Genomic DNA, 20487 nt, shown 5'->3' with positions numbered 1-20487 from the left:
CTCCCTCATCCTCCCAATCCTTTAAATCTTTAAGATCAAGGTTCAGACATTTAGGCACAATTGGTCACAAAAAAAGCCAAACCCATCAGGGTCTGGCTTATCAAAGCTTTATAACTTCCTTGTGGCTGTAATGCCTTACCTCCTCTACACCAAAACGCAGGGATTCCCGAATGATTTAAATCTATAGTTTATTGATTTTCAAGTATTAAGCTTACAATTGCTGAGTTTATTTGATTAGGTCTTATCTTCCAGTCATAGGCTCCATTAGTCAATAAAACCACTGTAATATTTTGATTATTTTGTTGATTCCAATAATGCCTAAAGGATGAAATTCCTGCACCGCCATGACCAACCATTCTATATCCACCTTGAAGGATATATGACTCCCAGCCTAACCCAAAACTTCCATCCCTTTCATCGTTTAGTTTGATTGGTGTCCAAATTTTTTCGAGCTGTTCTTTTTTTAATATTTGTTCATCTTGAAGTACCTGAAACCATTTTGCTAAATCGATTATAGAGATATTCAAGCCTGCACCTGCAAACATAGGAGGTGAATAGTTTAAAGGGAACATTTCTAAATTGTCATTGATATTTTGGTAGCAGGTAACCCTATTGGGAATGACTTTTTTAAATCCACCGTATTTAGCCGAACCTAACTCATATTTGTCAAAATATTCTTCTTGCATCAGTGATACAAAGTCTTGGTTGGCTAACTTTTCTATGATCGCGCGAACTATTAAAAATCCTGTGGCATTGTATTTCGATTCAGTTCCTGGTTCAGAACTAAATGGTTTGTCCTTTAAAGCATCTATAACAGCTTTTTCACTTTCTGGTGCTAAAAAAATTTGGTAATCAATTTGGTCTGGAATGCCTGAAGTATGTGACAATAATTGTTTAAGGGTAGCTTTTCGCCAGGATTCTGGCAAGTCTTTTCTATCAGGCAGAAAATCAGCTACTGTTTCATTAACATCCCTATTGTTTGCACTCAATAATTTGTGAAGTGCAATTGAACTAAATAATTTAGAAATTGAGGCAACTGGAAAAGAATTGTCAATTGTCATTGGAACTTTCAGCTGAGCGTTTGCCAAACCGAAGGATTTCGTGTGAACAATTTCATTGTTGATAAGGATTGCGTAGTTCAGACCAACGATTTGCAAGCTGTCAATCGTCTCTTCTATGTAGGCATCTGTCTTATCAAAAATCGATTTGTTCGTTTGTTGGGCGCTTGATAATTGAACTAAACCTACAAGAAATAATAATAGTGAAATTCGTTTTTTCATTAATTGTGATGTGTGTTTGTTTATTATGTTATGTAACGACCAAATATGGCATATGCCTCTAGCCTTTTAAATATCTACTAAAGTATCGGTTTTATGTTTCCGTTTCAAGTAACTCGGTTGAGGCGTGTAGAAACTTCTTTTATTTTTGTTTTACTCACTAAGTTCGGTTAATTTCTGTCATTTTATAATAGAAGGGTGGGGTGAATCTAACACGCTCACAGACAATATTAGAATATAACTACCCCCTTAGTGTTCAATAACCATATTCCAACCCAAAACCACTACCTCCTCATCCTTTCTATCATCTCCTTCAGCTCCCTAATCTCAGAAATGGTACTTTCCTGCTTCTGCTCAATACACACCCTCATCCTCCAAATCCTTTAGATCTTTAAGATCAAGGTTCAGACATTTAGGCACAATTGGTCACAAAAAAAGCCAAACCTATTAGGTCTGGCTCAGTGGTATATCACTATTGTTTCCTCTAAATAATCCCCTTTCAGTTACAATTCTTTCTCATTATTTGCCACTTCCTCACCAAACGTAAGGTTTTCTGCATAGCTTCTACGGTTAACACAAGAAGTATATTTAAACATTTCACTTTTTTGTAATAAGCTTTGGTAATTCTTTTAATACGCTAAATAACAGAGAATCTATATTTTGAGAATCATTAATCACTTCCTTACTTAATCTTTCCCCTTTAAAACTCGTAGTAATTACATTCAATGAAATATTCTTTATCTTATTTTTTTTATGATCTTCATAGGTGAACTTCTCTTTTAAATTATTTTTGTTTAATGGCGGTGTATGTATTGATGGTTGGTATCTAATTAGCACCGTCTTAAAAGGATAAAGCTCATATAAGTCTCGCTCTTTTTCCTTTTCTTTTTTTGCAATATCCTTGTTATCAACTTTGGCAAACTCCCTTCTTAATGTTATAAAGTAAGTTTTATCATCGCAATCAAACTCAAAGTTAGCTCCGTGTACAAGACCAGGGCGATCCCCTTCATTTACACAATAAATATCAATCTCATTAGTTAGAGGATTATGACCAATTAAATGCATTTTTATATCTGAATCTGGATTCTCTAATGTTTTTAATACATACGGAATACCAAATGACAAAATAGTTACAAGTGCTACCATTAAGGAAAGAAAGGTTGTACTAGTATTTACATACCTTCTGTAATCCTGAAATGAGTCACAATGATTACATTTTTTTGCTCCTTGCTTAATTTCTTCTTTACATATTTTACATTCCATCACTTAAGTATCTTATCTACATTTTACACAATAACCCAGCTATCGTTTGTTCAAGCTCAACCCCTCATAAGATAGTACTATCCCAAGATTGAGTAAACAGATACTAAGTGTTATAAATCATTTTACTGTATTTATTTGACAAGGCATAAGCCCCCCACAGACATTAAAGCAGTAACTAATCCATATACTAGCTACCTCCTCATCCTTTCTATCATCTCCTTCAGCTCCCTAATCTCCGAAATGGTACTTTCCTGCTTCTGCTCAATATTCTGAAGCTTCAAGTCCACCACCTCCCGAGACACCATCTCCGCCTTCAGCACACTCACCTTCTCCGTCACCTCCGAAAGCGTCGCCTGCTGCGTTGCACTGGTAGCCTGGTTGGAAGAAACCTGTACCTGTATTGTCACCAAAAAAGACATAATCCCCAAGGTGGTAATCACATTCTGCAAATCGATTTTCTGTAAGTTAACTGACATGGCTGTACGTTGTTAATATTGAGATACCACGCATGTATCCCAAGCATCAAAATTAGGTTAACGGCATTAGCCTCTTACAGCTAAGCGCCATACAAAAGATACACAAATCCATTGCCTGTTATAAAGACATACCTTACACCAGCGGTAGAATATCATTCCCAACCTTACATGCCCCCACTGCCAACCCTTCCAGCCGCTGTCATCCGGCGGGTTTCGGCAGCCACCTTACCCACAAAATCCACTTTGGTGTGACCGACCAGGTGTGACCGACCAGGTGTGACCGACCAGGTGTGACCGACCAGGTGTGACCGACCAGGTGTGACCGACCAGGGCTGCTGCCCCCATTCGCCTACTGCCAGCAGCTCCAATTTCAACGCTATAGCTTCAGTGATAGTTGAAGTTCTTGCTTCAGTACCTCCATTAAGTCCCAAACAATTCCTGATACTGCCGCTTGACTTGTAGACCTAATCCCTTATCTTCGCCCCGTTTTTAATTATTGTCAAACTCCTTCTTCAATGAAAGACGTGAAAATCCATGTAAGAAGAGCTGCCATAGGCTTGCTTTCACTGCTGATGCTGGTGAATGCCTTTGCCATGTCACTCATTTTTGCGGATTATGAACTCAGGAAGGAGTACATCGCAGAGGTACTTTGTGTCAACCGCAACAGAGTAGAGCTAGCCTGCGCAGGTAAGTGTTACCTCAAAAAGCAGTTGAATAAGGCAAAACAAGCTGAAGAGCAGCAAAAGAAACAGGAGACATCCACCATGGTGGTTTTCCTTGCCTTTCCTGACTATCAGCTAACGGACGAGCCTTTCACGGACACCTTTGCATCCTACTCCAAGCCTGACTACTTCACCTATGATGAAGTAATCCGCTCCAGCTATTTTGCAGATATCCTGCAACCTCCTCGAATACTTTCCTGAATTACCTTTTCGCAACTGACAGATTTGTACAGGGGTTTACCCCATGTACCCAAACTCCTTATGCCTTATTCTCAATAAGGCACGTCTCTGTGTATTGACGCTTTGTCAGTCTGCGTCGCTGCTGTATAATTCAGTAGCACATCCATCCAAAAGTTTTTATCACAAGTGAGACCTGCTTCCAAAAGCAGCCATGGATATCCTATGTCCAAATGGAAAAGGTATGTCCTAGTCTCAATTCATTCAGGAAAATGAAACATATTCAATTTTTAATAGCAATACTCTTTTATACACTATTCATTCAGCCGATTGCTGCACAGCAAGTCATCAGTGGCACAGTGACAGATGCCGACACACAGGAACCACTTACAGGCGTAACCTTGAGGGTTTCCAATACCAATAGGGGTACCGTAACAGACCTAAAAGGGAATTTCAGCATTACGGCATCCCCTTCTGAGTTGCTGTCAGTATCATTTGTCGGTTACCAAACCAAAGTCGTTTCAGCTGCCGAGGCAATGTTGATTACCCTTACCGCGACCAATACCATCCTAAATCAGGTGGTGGTATCAGCCAGCCGTGATGCGCAGTTGCGAACCGATACCCCAATTGCCATCTCCACGCTCTCTACCAAACTGTTGGAAGAGACAAAAGCCACCTCACTTGATCAGGTGCTTAACAAGGCTACAGGGGTACTGATGGTTGACCTTGGGAACGAACAGCATACCATGAGTATTCGCCAACCGATTTCCTACAAAAGCCTATTCCTGTATCTGGAAGACGGACTGCCGGTACGCCCTACAGGTATCTTCAACCACAATGCCCTGATGGAAATGAACATGGCTATGGTGCAAAATATTGAGATCATCCGGGGTCCGGCATCTTCCCTTTACGGAAGTGAGGCAGTAGGTGGAGCAATCAACTTTATCACCTATCGTACGCCAGCCAAAACCAGTGGAAAAATCAGTCTGCAAGGAGACAACTATGGTTATCGCCGTACAGATTTCCGCTTTGGAACTCCTATTACTGAGAAGCTCGGTGTCAATATTGGTGGCTATTATGCTCAGCGCAAAAACGGTTATCTGGATTACAGTGACTTCCACAAGGCAGCCTTCACCGTCAATCTGGATTACAGGTTCAACGAAAACACCAAGTTGGAGTCTACCACTTCCCTGATGGATTACCGTTCCGATATGGGTAGCTCCGTAGACAGTGCCTCTTTTTTCGAACAGAAGTTTGAAAGCCTCCACACCTTCACGCAGCGTGAGCTTCAGCTTTTCCGTACGCAACTGAAACTGACACACCACTGGAATAAGAAAAGCCATACGGTTGGGCGGGTTTTCTACCGTAACAACACCATGGGACAGATTCCGAGTTACTATGTCAAAAACAACTGGACCAATCCTGCTGTCGCGACTGGCGAAATCAACGAAAGCAGCTTCCAAAGCTATGGTGCTTTGGTACAGCATAACCAGTCTTTCGCACCCATGAACATGACGCTCCGTACAGGAGTTAGCCTCGATTACAGCCCTTCCAGCAATTGGGCAGAGTTCATTGCCATTGACCGTGATGAGCAAGGGCGTTATATCAACTACGCCACTTCGGATTCCCTGCTGACCCGTTATAACACAGACCTGCTGAATGCTGCCATCTATGCCCAACTGGAGCTAAAACCGACTGAAAGGTTACAGGTAGTGGCAGCCATGCGTTATGACAGCTTTCGCTATGATTACAACAACCAGCTTGATGCCACTGCCTTCTCTGGTGCTCCGGATGCAGTCAACAGTTTTCAGGCATTTACGCCTAAGCTGGGTTTGACATATGACTTCGGAAATGGCTTCGGTGCCTACGCCAACTACAGCATCGGATTTGTGCCACCACAAGTATCCGAACTGTACAGAGGTGTAAAAGTACCATCACTTGCCCCATCAGTTTATTTCAACTATGAGGCAGGCGGCTGGACTTCATTGCCTGCCAATCTTGGCTATCTGGAAGTGAGTGTCTATCAGATGGACGGTACAGATGAGATTATCTCAGTCTCACAGGAAGATGGTTCTTCCATTAACCAAAATGCGGGAAAAACCCTCCACAGGGGAATTGAATACACATTGAGAATGTACCCTGTCAAAGGGGTATCCTTAAGGGTAAGTGGCACCAACGCCATTCACAAGTTTATGGAAATGAATGATGGAAAAACGGACTTTGCAGGCAACAGGATGGATGCTGCCCCTTCATTTATCGCCAACATGGAACTGGGTTACAAGCCTGTTTTCCTCAAAGGGTTCCGAACCTCACTGGAATGGCAACATGTAGGTGCCTATTATATGGACGCGGCCAATACTGAAATGTATAATGGTTTTGATGTTTTCAACCTGAGGTTGGGATACACCTACAAAAGGTTTGACACATGGATCAATACCATAAACCTAACGGATGAAATGTACTCGACCAAAGCAAGTAAAAGCGCATGGGGCCAAACCTACACAGTGGGTGCGCCACGTACTTTCCAGCTTGGTATAGGATACCAGTTCTAGCTAACAGGTAGCCAAGGCTCCATGTCTTGGCTGCTTTTAATCTTTCAGCATTCAGATACAAAACCATGAAAAATAAAATATACCAATGGCACCGCAAGCTCAGTATTATCGCCTTGGTGCCTGTGCTTTTCTGGACCATTAGCGGGGTCATGCACCCCTTGATGTCCAACTTCAAACCGAAAATTGAGCGCTCATTCCTGAAGCCACTGCCGCTGGACAAGACCAAGGTAAAGCTGGAACTGGATAGTATTTTGCAATTGCACCAAATTCCCACACTGATCAACTTCAGGTTTGTGACCCTTGACAGTGAAGTCTATTACCAAGTAAAGACAACTGCAATTGCACCCCTGATGTACTTCAATGCCTCTGATGGTACAGAACTGAAAGACGGTGATGTACACTATGCCAAACAATTGGCTAGGCAGTTTACAGGTAAGGACGCCGGAAATATAACAACCGTAACAACTGTAGTAAGCCATGACAATGAATATGCGGAAATCTTCAGGCTGCTTCCCGCCTATAGGGTAGCTTTTGACCGGGCAGATGGATTGCGGTTATATGTAGATACTTCATCAGACAGACTGGGTACCAGCGTCAATAACGCAAGTGCTGGCTGGTCAGCCTTCTTCCGCAATGCCCATAGCTGGAGTTTCTTGGATATTCACCCAGCCATCCGCATAACCATCATGCTGTTTTTTGTCCTTTCAGCATTTTTAGCAGCAGCCAGTGGGGTATATGTGTATACCATTATGTGGCAATCGATCCGTAACAAACAAAAGGCGAAAAGGGTACCTGTCACCCGAAGACTTCACCGAGGATTGGGTATAGCCATGTCATTTGCCCTGATGTTATTTGCCTTCAGTGCTTCCATGCATATGCTACCCAAATACACACCAGACGATAGGAGCAGCTACAACAATGAGCAGGTTTATCCAATAAACAACCTCCAATTTTCAGTATTGGAAGCTCTTGACAAAGCTACAGATACATTGGAAAACCTGTCATTAGCGGATTTTAGAGGACAACCTTATATACAGCAGTTCCACCTTGGCAAGAATGGAAAATCCATTACCTATACAAACCTTGCCACAGGAGATACGCTGGCTGACGGCGACAGGCAATATGCCATATACTTGGCAAACCTGTACAGTGGACATCCTCAAGATGAGGTCGTAGAGACATCCCTGATTACAAAGTTTGGTGGAGAATATGGATTTGTCAACAAGCGACTGCCTGTCTATAAAGTCCAGTATAAGACTGACGGAAACGAACGCCTCTACATTGAGTCCTCAACAGGCAAGCTTGCCGCCAAAGTTGTGGACAGTGAAGCACTGTCAGGTTTTATATTTGGTTATTTCCACAAGTACCATTTCCTTGACTTTGCTGGCAAGGCAGTCCGTGATAGCATTATGGTCACTTTTGCATTGGGCAACTTTCTGGTAGCACTGCTAGGCATGTTGATGCTGCTTAAACAACCAAAACAGAAGAAGAAAAAAACATTACTAACTGCTTGATATTAGAATGGTTTTGAAAACCTCCCAATCATATATGTATGGGAGGTTTTCAATACTTGATCAACTCTAGTTATTTATACCCTTGGATGGAACATAAAGTCTTGTGGAATTGGAAGTAACTAAAAGACGCTACTTAAGAGAACCAATGGCATATGAAACCCACCCCACTGCCAACCCTTCCAGCCCCTGTCATCCGGCGGGTTTCGGCAGCCAATCTACCCTCAAAAAGCTCTTTCGGTCTGCCGCTCCCATTCGCCTACTGCCAGCGGCTCCCACGCCGACACTCCAGTAACACCCCCATCCTAGGTAGCCTGTATAAGGCTATTTCTCCCACCAGTATGATAGATTACTAAAAAACAATATCACAGTTCAATCTCAATATTAACACAAACGAAATTTGAATTATCTGTTTAGCAATATTGTTTAAACTTCAGTAAGACTTTTTCACTATCTATTTAATGCTATGAAACAACTGTTCACAGGTAAAATAGCGTCCTTCCTACTCCTACTTATAACCATCATCACAGTTTCTCTACTCTACTATTTCTTCTATGTAAAGGAAAGGGAAGCTGACCTTGAAAAAGAAGGCCTTCGAGTACTAAATACTTATGCAGGTATCATCGAAGAAAAACATCAGTATTATCAGGATTCATATGCCGCTAACTCAATCAAGAAAAGTAAAGAAATTGAAGAAGCTAAAGCTGCAATAGATTCCTTAATTGTACAGAAAGAAAAATGTGATAAATGTACTATAAATAATAAGGCTAAAATTTTAATTTCAACATTAAAAGACTTTGCAAATGGCTTAAAAGAGCACAATAAAGAAAAATTAAAAGGCTACACACACACACAAATTGTTAATGATGATTCTTTATTGGAAAAATTTAAAGACGACAATAAAGCTCTTTACATAGCTAAACTCAATGAACTTAAATCAAACATTGCTACGCTAGAAGGAAATAATGACCCTACAGTTCAGTTTTACATATCTGGTAAAGAATGTCCTTTAGGGTTATGGATTAACAAAAGTGGCAAGGCTATAGTCTCTATTGAAAGCAATAAAGCTGACACTAAATTCTATATTGAGTTAAAAGACTTTATTCCTCCACCCATCAACGATATCTTCAATCACGGTAACCTTTTCCTATACAGTATTGACACGCTAGACTCCATCAATAACTGCAATTGCTTGGGAGAATCTAGAGGCAAAAGCATTCCTCCAACTTTATTTTATCAGCAAAACAATAAGCTCCAGTTCCAGCCCAATAAACTGGACACACTAATTACAGCACTCAAGATAGAAGGAGGAATGTCTATTCTTGACTATTCCGAGAACGATCATAACTTAAAAATACTCACAGTTCCTGTCAATCTTGCCTACAATACCTATTACCTTTCTGCAATCATCCCTCTCAATGAGTTCAAAATGACTGCAGGAAAGCGTTCCTTGGATACCGCCTTAGTTATTATCCTACTCTCCTTGCTATTGATTTTCTCTCTCCCCATCCTAAAGCTTATACTAATTAACGAATACGAAAAAGTAACCCTTACTGACGCTTACTTATCCCTACTCTCATTGGCTGCAGTTACTAGCCTTTCAGTTACATTATTACTCCATTTTTCCGCCATTATATACGAGTGGAACAATGGACAAGATGAAGTGAAAAAGCTAAATAATGAAATCAAGACAAGTATAGAAAGTGAGATAAACGAATCTTTCATTACTTCACTGAACTTATGGAAGAAAGGTCTTCCACAAGCAAGTGGTAGATATGTAACTAAGAGTAATACATCATTTATCGAAAAGGAGATCTATCCGCAAGAATTAATTCTAATAGATGCTCAGGGTATGACTGAACACATATTTATAAATAAAGAAGTAGCTGTTGATAAAACAACAGACCTTTCAAAAAGAGACTACTTCAAAAAAATAAGAGATGGTGAGCATTGGACTAAAAAAAGTGATCCTAATTCAAGTTATTACATAGATTATGTAAAATCTTATGGTAATAATAAAAAAGAAGTAATTACTTCAATGCCTTTTAAAAAAGATGATATTAATTTAAATAAAACTGATATCACCATCAATAAAATAAATTTAAACAAAACCACAGTAATTGCCCTATCATCCATACTCCGATCAGTTCAGCACCCCATCTTGTTGGATGGATATAAATTTGCAGTAATAAACAAAAAGGGTAAAACCTTATTTCACTCAGATAACCGTAACGACCTCTCTGAAGACTTCTTGGCAGAAACAGGAAATGATCCATTTCTACGATCAGCCCTTCAGAATGGAGCTAATACCCCACTTAATCTCAACTACAGAAACACAAGTCACACAGCATATCTACAACATATTGATGACACTGACTGGTACCTGCTCACACTAAAAGATAATGTAGCTGATCAAGTCAACCGCTTTATGGCATCCACCTTCACGCTCCTTTTGAATTTTGTCAGCATCTCAGTATTACTCTTATTAATGGGAGTTGCCAACTTTCTTAAAAACAGAAGTCTTCCCAATCCATTTCAGTCATTTGCCTATGACTGGTTGCATCCTAGTGGCATAAAAATAAATGATGATAAGTTAGGCGTAATTATTCCATTCATGGTGGGCATAGTATTTTTTGAAGTGTGTTTACTGATTGTAATAAACTCACATATTTTTCTAATTTTTTATACTGTTTTCACCATACTTACAATCAATATTTTATATAGAGGTTTGATTAAAGTAATTGATAACAAAATAGAGAGAGAAAATAGCCGAATCCAACTATATTTATCTTTATTCTCCATAAGTATCTTAACTATCTTCTACTTAATATTTTGGGAAGAGCACATATCTTATAACAAAGGTGACTTAATTAAAACTATTTATATTATCATATACACAATCATAGTTTACATAATTTCTTTTAATAAAAGGACTCCTTGGAAAAATCTTTACAATAACAATACATCGAGAGCTAACACTTCCTTATTATTAGTTTTTTGGCTAACTGCAGTCAGTATACTCCCCTCTTTTTGTATATATAAATCATCCTACAATTATGAAGTTGATGCTTGGATGAGACATCAATTATTAACTTTACAAAAAGATATCAATCACAACCACCATAACATTGAAAAAGAAGCAATTCTTCTCAACTATAATGACTCAACCAATCTATTAAACGGCTTAAAAAATAACATAGTAAACTACACATATCATTTTGATTCTCTTAAAAAGAATAATGATGCTATTCCACAAATCAACAATATTTACCCTGATATTGTGAGACATCATATTGACTGGATTAGAAGTACTATCTTGCCGTCATTATATAGCTTTAACATTAATAATGAATCAGACACATACAAGATATCATCAAATAATGCATTAATTAGTATTGAAAATAAAGAACAAGTCCTTGATAAAACCATAACCTTCGATAAAAACACGCTAGGGTGGCAATTCTACATATCTTTGACCATCATCCTTTTAACCTCACTATTCATTTCATTCAGTTTATCAAACCTTATTATATCACATCTTTTCTTTTTACCCTCCCCTACTCATAAAAATTTCCTTCACAAACCTATAAATACCGCTCAAAAGCAACCTTATACCAAAAAAATAATCGTTGACCCATTAATTGAACTCACTTATTTATCAATAAGTCAACCAATAGATGGTACAGTTATTAAGATCACATCAAAAAACATCTCTAAAGAAGTTGTTGACAACATAAGAAATAATAACATTAATGAAATTCATTCCCCATTCAGCTTACGGTTTCTTGAAAAGAACCTTCATCACATTGACAATAACAACAAAGAGAAAAAAGATAAGGATGAAAATAAACAAAACAAGGACAGCTACCCAAATGAATTTTTATCAGAACTAATATCAATACTTAAAGACTACAAGAAATGCTATAGACAACTACCTAAAGAAAAATTCACAAGTGCCGAAAATAAAAACGTACAGAACGCCAATCAGGATGACTATCCTCGTATCCACCATGAGATGGAAGAGAATTACTTTTTTTTCTCACACCTCTGGAATACACTCTCACTAAGAGAAAAAAACATCCTCTACGATTTTGCTGAAGATGGCATTGTAAATATAAATGCCATAGAAGTTATCAAGGAATTGATCAATAAAGGTTTTTTAAGTCTTGATTTTAACGAAAAGCTCGAACTCCCCAGCCAAAGCTTCCGCCTGTTTATCCTAAAGGCAATGTCAGAAGAAGATAAGACCAAATTAAAGACCATCAAGCGCAAAAAAGGAAGCTGGACAAAAGTCCAACCTATCATTCTGATCTTGATAGGTACATTTCTCTTTGGCTTGCTCTGGACTGAGCAGGAAACCGCAGCACGCATCACCGCTATTTTTGCTGCTGTCTCTACCATCATCCCGACTATCATTAATATCAGTAACTGGGTGCTCAGGAAAGGAGGTGAACAACCGTGATTCATCTTTGAATATAATACTTGCCATATGCGAACTAAATAAACCGCTAGGCAAACTTCATTTAGTCTCCTCAAAATGATTACGACCAGAATAAAACTAACTGTATCTGTTGATATCCAAAAAAACAAATATATCTTATCAGATATAAGACTCCCCCCTTTTTTATAAGAACATTCTTTATCTTAAAACTTTACTGATACAGTGCTTATCTATCCAATTTTACATTTATTATTTTCACGCTTTCCAATCATAAATGAAAAGAACCTATTAATACTATTTATCCTAATACTGAACGCATAGTAAGCAACCTGACCAGTGGCTCATTATCTCAATCAATAAAAAGGGATGTTTCATATTACTTACCTAACTACTATTTATTCAAATGGCTAAAGTAACCCATTACCTGATTACCAACAGAGAAGTTTCTGACGTAGGAAGAGACAACTATATCCAAGTTGGAAAAGAGTTTTTAAGGATAGACGGAAGGGAGTCTGCACATGACAATTTACGTTTTGGAGAGATTGCATTCGAAGAGACGCATCATAACAAAGACATTAATGACTTTGAAATCAGCTTGTACCCAGACTTGGACTACGAAGCCTTAAGAAACAATACTGAAAAACAAAACCTTAGCGCAGCCGAAGAGCTTTCCAGCTATAAAATGTTTAATACACTTTATAAAAAGCATAAAACTAAACGGGGAGAAAAAGAAGATATCTTGTTTTTTGTACATGGTTACAAAAATGACCTCGTCACAGCGCTTCAAACACTTTCTGAATTGCATAATTTATATGTAAAGCCGAAGGATAGTACAATCAAGCATATTGTTCTGTTTGCTTGGCCTTCTAGAAAAAACTTGTTACAATATAGAGACGATGCAAGAGATGCCATCTTATCAGGGTATGCATTGGCTAGAGCTTACATGAAACTCAGGGATTTCTTCAGGATTTTACTACAGAATAATAAGGACTTTTGCATGTCCAAAATACACCTGATTTGTCACTCTATGGGTAATCGGGTGATAGAATCTATGCTTGAACATTTGAATGCTGAGTGCTGGACGATAAGAAACCTGTTTGAGGAGGGAATACTTGTCGGAGCTGACGTAGATTATGACACTTTGGAGCCTCCCAAACCAATGAACCACATAATAGATTTATGCGCAAGGGTTCACGTATATTATCACAGGAGAGACAAGGCTTTAATGGTTTCCGAAAATACTAAAAATGCCTTCAACAGGCTTGGCCTCTGGGGAGCAAAAAACACACTCAGTATACCTGATGATGTCTATCAATGTAATGTCACAGACATCCCAGACCCAGAAGACAATATATTGGATGACCTTGAAGACAGAATCATCAACCATTGGTACTACATCAATAACTCTCTGGTTGTAAATGATATCAGGGATGTACTCAATGGAAAGGTTTCTGTTTTCTCAGACACATTTTAATCAAATACTATGTTTGCTGATCTCCATAACCATAATCATTCCCGCTCCTTTTTATGGATGTACCTAAAGAAAAAAAAACATCTACGTCAAGGCACTTACCACCCATGGACAATTCTTGCTGACAATAAAAACAAAAGAGACCGTGCCAGAATGGCTTCTGCCTATGGCCAATGCGACTTAGTAAAACTATGGAACGGAAATGTTCGACTAACCTTCAATTCATTATACCCAATCGAAAAAGGTTTCTTCAAGTCTCAAGTGATAAAGAAACAAAACCCTTTGAAAATGTTATCTGCATTGATTACTGATGAAGGACTCCCTATAAGGGATATATTCCAAAGTCTATTTATGCAAGTTCCATTGCCAATGGTAAACTATATTCAATCTGGGCAATATGATTATTGGAAAATATTGAACGAGGAATATCAATTTGCTATCAGTAAAAATGGGATTTCAACTCAAAGTAAAATATATATTCCGGGTGGGGTCAGAAGAATATTCAAAGGAAAAAGAAAAGTGATCCAAGAAAATGAAGAATTCCTAAATATTAAGGGAATATATCAGATACCCTCCGATCGAACTGAACTTAAAGCACTACTATTGGAAGATAAAATCGTAATGATACTCACAATAGAAGGTATGCATGCACTAGGTACTGATGCAGGTAATCTAACAGATTGGAAAAAAAGGGTTGATGAAATCAAAAAATGGGAGTACCCTGTATTCTTCATAACATTTGCTCATCACTTTAACAACGGACTATGTGGGCATGCGCATAGTTTCCCAGACATTAGTACGAAAATTCTTGATCAGAAAGGCAGTGGGTTTAATGGGAAATTCACAAAAGCAGGATGGGTAATCATCCGTAAACTACTGGCTTTGGATACAAATAATGATACAGATCCTAGTGAAGGGTACCGCATCCTGATCGATGTAAAACATATGAGTGCCAATAGTAGGCTCGAATATTACAAACATATTGTCATGCCTTGCTTCGAGAAAGGCACTATTATACCTGTAATTGCCAGTCATTGCGGATACAGTGGCAGGAAAACACTGAATGAGTTGATTGACCATACAGACAAGGAGAGTGATGATTACTTCTCTAATGGATTCTATGCCTGGAATATCAATGTCTGCAACGAGGATATTGAAATGATCTTTCTGACAGAAGGCTTGTTGGGTATTTCATTGGATCAAAGAATTTTGGGGGTACCTGCTAAGCAAAAAACAGCAGGAGGAAAAAATACAATCGACTGTATTTGGAGCACAATTAGAGCAGCAGTCAAAGCCATATATACCTCAAGCAACCCACAGGTCAACCTGCTTGATAAAACAAAGATTTGGGATCACATTACATTAGGATCCGATTTTGGTGGCTACATAGACCCTGTAAACCCATATCCTGATGCATTAGAATATAAAGATTTGAAACTGGATCTGATTGAAATAATTGAAAAGGAGCGGATATCAACCCAGCATAATCAACTATTTGGACTGACAAATACTCAAGACGTAAAAAGTGCAGTTCAAAAAATATGTTATGATAATGCTAAAGCATTTGTTCTGAAATGGTATCCTTAAAATTAGACTGACTTCACCTCTAAATTAAGGCTAAGTTAATCACAAATGGTAACACACCTCATACCTGACCTTTGGAGTCACATCCTCAATACTCCATTGGTCAGCTAGCTTATGAATATACAGTAGTTGGTATCTAACTAATAACAATTCAACTCAGCCAATTGACTATCATCTAAAGTACACCTTCCTTAATTTAAAACTGAACCAGTACAGACACTTAAATGGTAAGTCTCCCTTAAACAGACTTCTTAGACGACCTCAAGTTCCACCCAAAGTGGATAGTGGTCTGAGATTTTCCATGACAACCTCGTTTTGTTCAGTTCCTCAAACACATAATGATCAAAAAAGAACTTCCCTCCCTTTACATATTTAAGTGGTTGTTCTGCATTTTCCCAACCTTGTTCATACCATGCTATCTGATCATAATGTTTTTCATTATTGAATAAGGTTGCATCGATCATTGCCAAATCATCAGGGACTGTTAGTCCTTCACCTGTAAACGCCTCATACAGTGGGTCACCTACCTTATCAATATTAAAGTCTCCTAGCACCAACAGGTGATGTCCCCAATTTGATATTCTGCTACTCCAGTTCTTTACCCACTTGGCTATAGCCTTCAATTCCGGTAAACGATTACTTGCGTTAACACCATAAATTACATGCAAGGTCAGTAATATAAAGGTGGCCTTGCCAGACTTGAAACTTACAGCATATGGCGTACGGGCAAACTGTTTGGTCATTTCATCATACCCTTCCCCAATAGGTATCACTACCTCTCCTGCAAGACCTGATAACTGAATTTTACGGGCATCAAACAGGAAACCAAGCCTCTCATCGTTCCCTGCATCACCTAAGGTGGTATCCGTCAAAATAAACATCCAGTCATCACCTAAGTACTTCAAGATATGTCTGAAAGCCTTAAGGTCTCCCTTAATCTCCTGTATGGCTACAACATCATAGCGTTTTAATATTTCAGCAATTACCACCAGAGAAGTAACATCGCGTATCGGACTGTCGCCTTCTTCTGCCGCCCACTTGTCAGTAAAGCTACCCAATGCCCTGATATTCCACGAACCTATAACAAGGTTACCTTCCACTGCTCTTACTGGAAATTCATTTTCCAAAGCCTCTCTAACTTTGATGATAATATCCTTGACTTCATTTGGCATTTCTGTCAATATTGTTGGAATTGGATTCATTACAGTTGGTTATTTACTTATAGAGACTAATTGAATTTTATCTGCAAGCTGAATATTCAATAAAGGGTGAATGCTTCTGTTTTATGAATATCCATAAGCACCTTGATTAAGTTGTATACATTACTGAGATAGAATTAAAACTGTATAGGGGCCAAGACCTATACTTCCTGAATACGGCATTCCATCATAACCATCAATTAAAGCGACGATATCATCAGCTGATGTATTCCCAAAATCAGCACTGTAGCCATTCCAATCACTATTGAATCTCACTTTCCACTTTCCCTCTTTAGGTAGACCAATATGGTATCTGTTAAAGGTTTTATGACTAAAATTAGCAACCACCACAACATCATCACCCATTCCACCATTATACCATCTATGAAATGCAATAACCTTCTCATTTTGATTGGTGTGAAATACGTTGATATTATTCCCCTGAAGGCCTTTTGTAAGACCTTTTAAGTTTCTCCTCAACGACACAAGATCTTTGTGCAAATTCACAATTCCTTGAAAGGTCTCCCGTTTCCCCCAATCTATCTCCTTGGAATCATTCCAAGTACCCCACTCAAAAAACTCATCCCCTTGAAATATCATTGGTATACCTGGCGCCGTAAATACTATCCCTACAGCCAATGTACATCTCTTCTTAGCTACCCAAGAATTCGCATTTCCTAACCATATTCGATCATTCAGCCTATGCTTTTTATTCAGCTCTCCACACTCATCGTGGTTATTGATATATATGATATTTCTAGACAGGTCTCCTCCATGTAAATATTCTAAAGCACTCTTTATTTCAAACATATTCCTCATTCTATCATCAAGTACCCTAATGTTTTGATCCAACATATGGAAAAAGTAACTGCTCCATTGAGAATTAAAGCCGGCTCCTCCTTCTTCTGTTTTTTTCGTAATCCATTCATTATTCTGAAGGTCTTCTGCGATACTGATTTTCCATGGGGCACTATTATTTATTTCATTATTGATCCACTGCATCAATGTCCAACCTTCCCCAATACTGCCATAACTAGTATCTGTTCCATATGCATTCCTGATATTGACTGTAGAATCAAACCGGAGGCCATCCACCCTGTATTCATTTAACCACATCATGGCATTATCTCTTAGGTAAGACCTAACTTCTCCTCTTCCATAATCAGGTCTTGGTCCAAAATTAGTTTGACCTTTCCAATCAGGATAAAAATAGATACCATCATGCTTTTCATGAAATTTCCATCCGTCAAAATGTTGAAGACATTTATCAAGTTCTTCTGGACCAAAATGATTGAATACTATATCAAGGATAATCGCAATTCCTCTTTTATGAGCTTCATTTATAAACTTTTTAAATGAAGCTGGACCTCCATATGCACTTTCAATATCAAAGGGAAAAGCTGCATTATACCCCCAAGAGTTTACACCTTTAAAACCGTAAATAGGCAATAATAAAATAGCATTAAACCCTAAATCTTTAATATAATCCAATTTCTCTACTAGCGTTTGAAAGCTTCCAACTTGATTGTCTTGCCTAAAAAAAGAAGCTACATGCAATTCATATATTACCATTTCATTCCAAGGCGGTGAGCGGAAATTAATATCATCCCAATCAAACTGATCATCTACAACTTCAGCATTCCAGTTATCATTATCATGTATCTTTTTACCTCTAGGGTCTGTCTTCCACAGTAATTCATTACTATGCTTGTTAGTAATTTTATATTTATATTGATCTCCAACAATTACACCTATAATGTCCCTAGACCAGGTACCTCCACCTTCTGAAACTAATTCATGTATCTGGTTATCTCCCCACCCGTTAAAAGTCCCTACAACTTCAACTTTACTAGCAAAAGGAGCCCAAACCCTGAAGGTAACTCCTGAATTTCCATTTTCATTAAAGGGTATTGCTCCCATTCCAGTTCTGCTTGATGGATTCATTTGATAATAGATTGGTTATTAATTAGGTAAAAGTTAAAAACAACACTCTTTTAAGATAAAAATATTTCGATTCAACTTCTTTATCGTTTAATTAAATTCTATCAATCTTAACAACACAACCCTAAAATTAAAAAAGTACAGAAGTTAACCTCACTTACATTACAGTTATGTTAACATATAAAAATTCACTTCCCTAGAGCCTACCTTAATTTTATTTTTTAATAAAAACAACAAAGACTCATTATTAGAAAAATACTTAAAAACAAAAACCACAAACCCCTCCCGAAGCCTGTGGTCCTGCCAATTCATATGTCCATGCAAGCAAAAAACTGTTACGATATCAAGAAGCCCGCACTGCGGCTCACATTCACCCCATCATCCAAAAAGTAGAATACATCATACTCATCCGAATCATCCCAGTTCCTCGGAATCACCGCCTGCCCTGTGGCATCCAACTGCCCCTCGTGCACCACAACCCCCTCAGGCGTGTAGCTGTTCTGGTTCAGCATCAGGATATGGTAGTTGGCATTTGCATTGGCAGGGAAGTTCAGCGTAATGTTGGTATAGTCACCAGTGGCTGTTCCACCTGTCGTGTCCAGCACATTACCCGCCGGATCACTTACCGTAAACTTTGTTGCATCAAGCACCACCGTCCCGATGGCCTCATCCCAAGTGAAAGCTGCCGTATTGCTCTTCACAAACAGGTTCCAAGGTGTGTAGGAAGTACCCTGCGCCCTTTCATAAAAACCAACCCTTGCCGCCTGAGAAAAATACTTCAGCATCGAGACCACCGTCTTGAAAAGGCTTCTCTGCGTCTGCTGTGCCTCCGTATTGGAGTTGTTGGAAAGCGGCTTGGACTTGAGCACATTGATGCCCTTCCAGGTGGAAAACACCGCATTGGCCATTGTGCCACTTGCCCTGCCGATAATCGGGTTCTGTACCGTTGCCATAGGCTGTTGTCGTAATTAGGTTAAACACTGGTTGAACGAAGGCATCACCTTTGGGAGCCTTTCCCCGATAATACCCCACCAGCCACCACAATTCCAAACCCCACCGACCACCCTGACCATTATGGCAGGAAATTACCGCCATTGTCCTCCCGATTCACCTCCCTGATCCTTATCTTGTAATCAATGTTAACCTGACCCTCAAGAATGAAAAGAATCTGCATCTACCCCAAGGACATCCAGCTCCTGACCGGCAAAAGCGAACGCACCGCCCGCCGCATCCTCTCCGATATCCGAAAGGAGTACGGCAAGGAGCCAAAGCAACTCGTCACCATTACGGAGTTCTGCCAGTACACCGGCCTGAAGGAGCAGCAGGTCCTTCCCCTCCTCCACTGACCAACATTGTAATTGTCCAACACACTACCCCATTACACAAACTAGGTTAACTGGTATCTTTCTCCTATTTGTCTCCCATTTGGCGCTACCTTCTTAAGGAGGTACTGTCTATTAAGTATAGTGCAACCCTTTACCTCATACTAATCAACTATAAATACCATATACTAACCTACTTAGGAATGAGGTATAGATATTCGGCTCTTACATCATTCCTTTCTTACAATACACCACTATTTTTCAGTGTAAATATTGAGCAAAAAACACGGAACAAAACGGGAACAAAATCCCATTAAAACACCTGAATATCAATGATTTTATATTTACATGGTTAGTATGTGGTAAGATAAGGTTCCCTATGGGAGCCTTTTCTTTTTGCTGTTAATATTAACCTTTCAAGGTTATAAGCAGACACAAAAAGCCAAATCCATCAGGGTCTGGCTTAGCTAAGCTTTATTGTCTCTTTTAAATAACCAACTTGGATGTACTTTCTTATCTCTATGCTTAACTCTTCTCAACCAGAATGCATG

13 protein-coding genes are annotated in these 20487 nt (G+C 38.9%); 7 read left to right on the top strand and 6 right to left on the bottom strand.

Annotation, left to right across the window (positions count from 1 at the left end; genetic code table 11):
* Nucleotides 1-188: 188 nt before the first annotated feature.
* The 3 genes from V6R21_RS10200 to V6R21_RS10190 all read right to left on the bottom strand — a co-directional run bounded on the left by V6R21_RS10200 (nt 189) and on the right by V6R21_RS10190 (nt 3016).
* Nucleotides 189-1280: a serine hydrolase domain-containing protein gene (locus tag V6R21_RS10200; protein ID WP_334243362.1), complete on the bottom strand. Its 1092-nt coding sequence runs from the start codon at nt 1278-1280 to the stop codon at nt 189-191.
* A 594-nt stretch (nt 1281-1874) separates the two neighbouring features.
* The gene (locus V6R21_RS10195) at nt 1875-2540 is read right to left on the bottom strand and encodes a hypothetical protein (RefSeq protein ID WP_334243360.1); all 666 of its coding nucleotides are present in this window, start codon (nt 2538-2540) and stop codon (nt 1875-1877) included.
* A 191-nt stretch (nt 2541-2731) separates the two neighbouring features.
* A complete protein-coding gene (locus V6R21_RS10190) occupies nt 2732-3016 on the bottom strand; it encodes a hypothetical protein (RefSeq protein ID WP_334243358.1) in 285 nt (94 codons plus the stop codon).
* Nucleotides 3017-3531: 515 nt separating this feature from the next.
* On the opposite strand from V6R21_RS10190, the gene V6R21_RS10185 reads away from it, so the two are divergent.
* From V6R21_RS10185 to V6R21_RS10160, 6 genes are all read left to right on the top strand, one after another.
* Nucleotides 3532-3939 carry a hypothetical protein gene (locus tag V6R21_RS10185; protein ID WP_334243356.1) on the top strand — a complete coding sequence of 136 codons (408 nt, stop codon included), beginning with the start codon at nt 3532-3534 and terminating at the stop codon, nt 3937-3939.
* A 248-nt stretch (nt 3940-4187) separates the two neighbouring features.
* Nucleotides 4188-6467, top strand: a complete 2280-nt coding sequence (locus V6R21_RS10180) for a TonB-dependent receptor (protein ID WP_334243353.1) — start codon at nt 4188-4190, stop codon at nt 6465-6467.
* A 65-nt stretch (nt 6468-6532) separates the two neighbouring features.
* Complete coding sequence (locus tag V6R21_RS10175) at nt 6533-7981, top strand: PepSY domain-containing protein (RefSeq protein WP_334243350.1); 1449 nt, start codon at nt 6533-6535, stop codon at nt 7979-7981.
* Nucleotides 7982-8444: 463 nt separating this feature from the next.
* On the top strand, nt 8445-12440 hold the full coding sequence (locus V6R21_RS10170; protein WP_334243348.1) for a cache domain-containing protein: 3996 nt from the start codon (nt 8445-8447) through the stop codon (nt 12438-12440).
* Nucleotides 12441-12822: 382 nt separating this feature from the next.
* Nucleotides 12823-13893, top strand: coding sequence for an alpha/beta hydrolase (locus tag V6R21_RS10165; protein ID WP_334243346.1), 1071 nt, complete (start codon nt 12823-12825; stop codon nt 13891-13893).
* Nucleotides 13894-13950: 57 nt separating this feature from the next.
* Nucleotides 13951-15477, top strand: coding sequence for an amidohydrolase family protein (locus V6R21_RS10160; RefSeq protein WP_334243344.1), 1527 nt, complete (start codon nt 13951-13953; stop codon nt 15475-15477).
* A 248-nt stretch (nt 15478-15725) separates the two neighbouring features.
* On the opposite strand, the gene V6R21_RS10155 is transcribed toward V6R21_RS10160, so the two are convergent.
* The 3 genes from V6R21_RS10155 to V6R21_RS10145 all read right to left on the bottom strand — a co-directional run bounded on the left by V6R21_RS10155 (nt 15726) and on the right by V6R21_RS10145 (nt 19567).
* Nucleotides 15726-16676, bottom strand: coding sequence for an endonuclease/exonuclease/phosphatase family protein (locus tag V6R21_RS10155; protein WP_334243342.1), 951 nt, complete (start codon nt 16674-16676; stop codon nt 15726-15728).
* 120 nt (nt 16677-16796) lie between these two features.
* Nucleotides 16797-18617: an alpha-amylase family glycosyl hydrolase gene (locus V6R21_RS10150; protein ID WP_334243340.1), complete on the bottom strand. Its 1821-nt coding sequence runs from the start codon at nt 18615-18617 to the stop codon at nt 16797-16799.
* Between the two features lie 332 nt (nt 18618-18949).
* Nucleotides 18950-19567: a DUF6266 family protein gene (locus V6R21_RS10145; protein ID WP_334243338.1), complete on the bottom strand. Its 618-nt coding sequence runs from the start codon at nt 19565-19567 to the stop codon at nt 18950-18952.
* 204 nt (nt 19568-19771) lie between these two features.
* Between V6R21_RS10145 and V6R21_RS10140 the strand changes: the two genes are divergently transcribed.
* Nucleotides 19772-19960: a hypothetical protein gene (locus tag V6R21_RS10140; RefSeq protein ID WP_334243336.1), complete on the top strand. Its 189-nt coding sequence runs from the start codon at nt 19772-19774 to the stop codon at nt 19958-19960.
* The last annotated feature ends 527 nt before the right edge of the window (nt 19961-20487 follow it).

It is taken from the genome of Limibacter armeniacum (genome assembly GCF_036880985.1).
Lineage (GTDB): Bacteria > Bacteroidota > Bacteroidia > Cytophagales > Flammeovirgaceae > Limibacter > Limibacter armeniacum.
This window is presented reverse-complemented; position numbering and strand designations above follow the sequence as displayed.

Coding starts and splice junctions, on each gene's coding strand:
- V6R21_RS10165 (WP_334243346.1), top strand. CDS start 12,823: ATGGCTAAAGTAACCCATTACCTGATTACCAACAGAGAAGTTTCTGAC.
- V6R21_RS10175 (WP_334243350.1), top strand. CDS start 6,533: ATGAAAAATAAAATATACCAATGGCACCGCAAGCTCAGTATTATCGCC.
- V6R21_RS10140 (WP_334243336.1), top strand. CDS start 19,772: ATGAAAAGAATCTGCATCTACCCCAAGGACATCCAGCTCCTGACCGGC.
- V6R21_RS10160 (WP_334243344.1), top strand. CDS start 13,951: ATGTACCTAAAGAAAAAAAAACATCTACGTCAAGGCACTTACCACCCA.
- V6R21_RS10195 (WP_334243360.1), bottom strand. CDS start 2,540: ATGGAATGTAAAATATGTAAAGAAGAAATTAAGCAAGGAGCAAAAAAA.
- V6R21_RS10145 (WP_334243338.1), bottom strand. CDS start 19,567: ATGGCAACGGTACAGAACCCGATTATCGGCAGGGCAAGTGGCACAATG.
- V6R21_RS10190 (WP_334243358.1), bottom strand. CDS start 3,016: ATGTCAGTTAACTTACAGAAAATCGATTTGCAGAATGTGATTACCACC.
- V6R21_RS10185 (WP_334243356.1), top strand. CDS start 3,532: ATGAAAGACGTGAAAATCCATGTAAGAAGAGCTGCCATAGGCTTGCTT.
- V6R21_RS10150 (WP_334243340.1), bottom strand. CDS start 18,617: ATGAATCCATCAAGCAGAACTGGAATGGGAGCAATACCCTTTAATGAA.
- V6R21_RS10155 (WP_334243342.1), bottom strand. CDS start 16,676: ATGAATCCAATTCCAACAATATTGACAGAAATGCCAAATGAAGTCAAG.
- V6R21_RS10200 (WP_334243362.1), bottom strand. CDS start 1,280: ATGAAAAAACGAATTTCACTATTATTATTTCTTGTAGGTTTAGTTCAA.
- V6R21_RS10170 (WP_334243348.1), top strand. CDS start 8,445: ATGAAACAACTGTTCACAGGTAAAATAGCGTCCTTCCTACTCCTACTT.
- V6R21_RS10180 (WP_334243353.1), top strand. CDS start 4,188: ATGAAACATATTCAATTTTTAATAGCAATACTCTTTTATACACTATTC.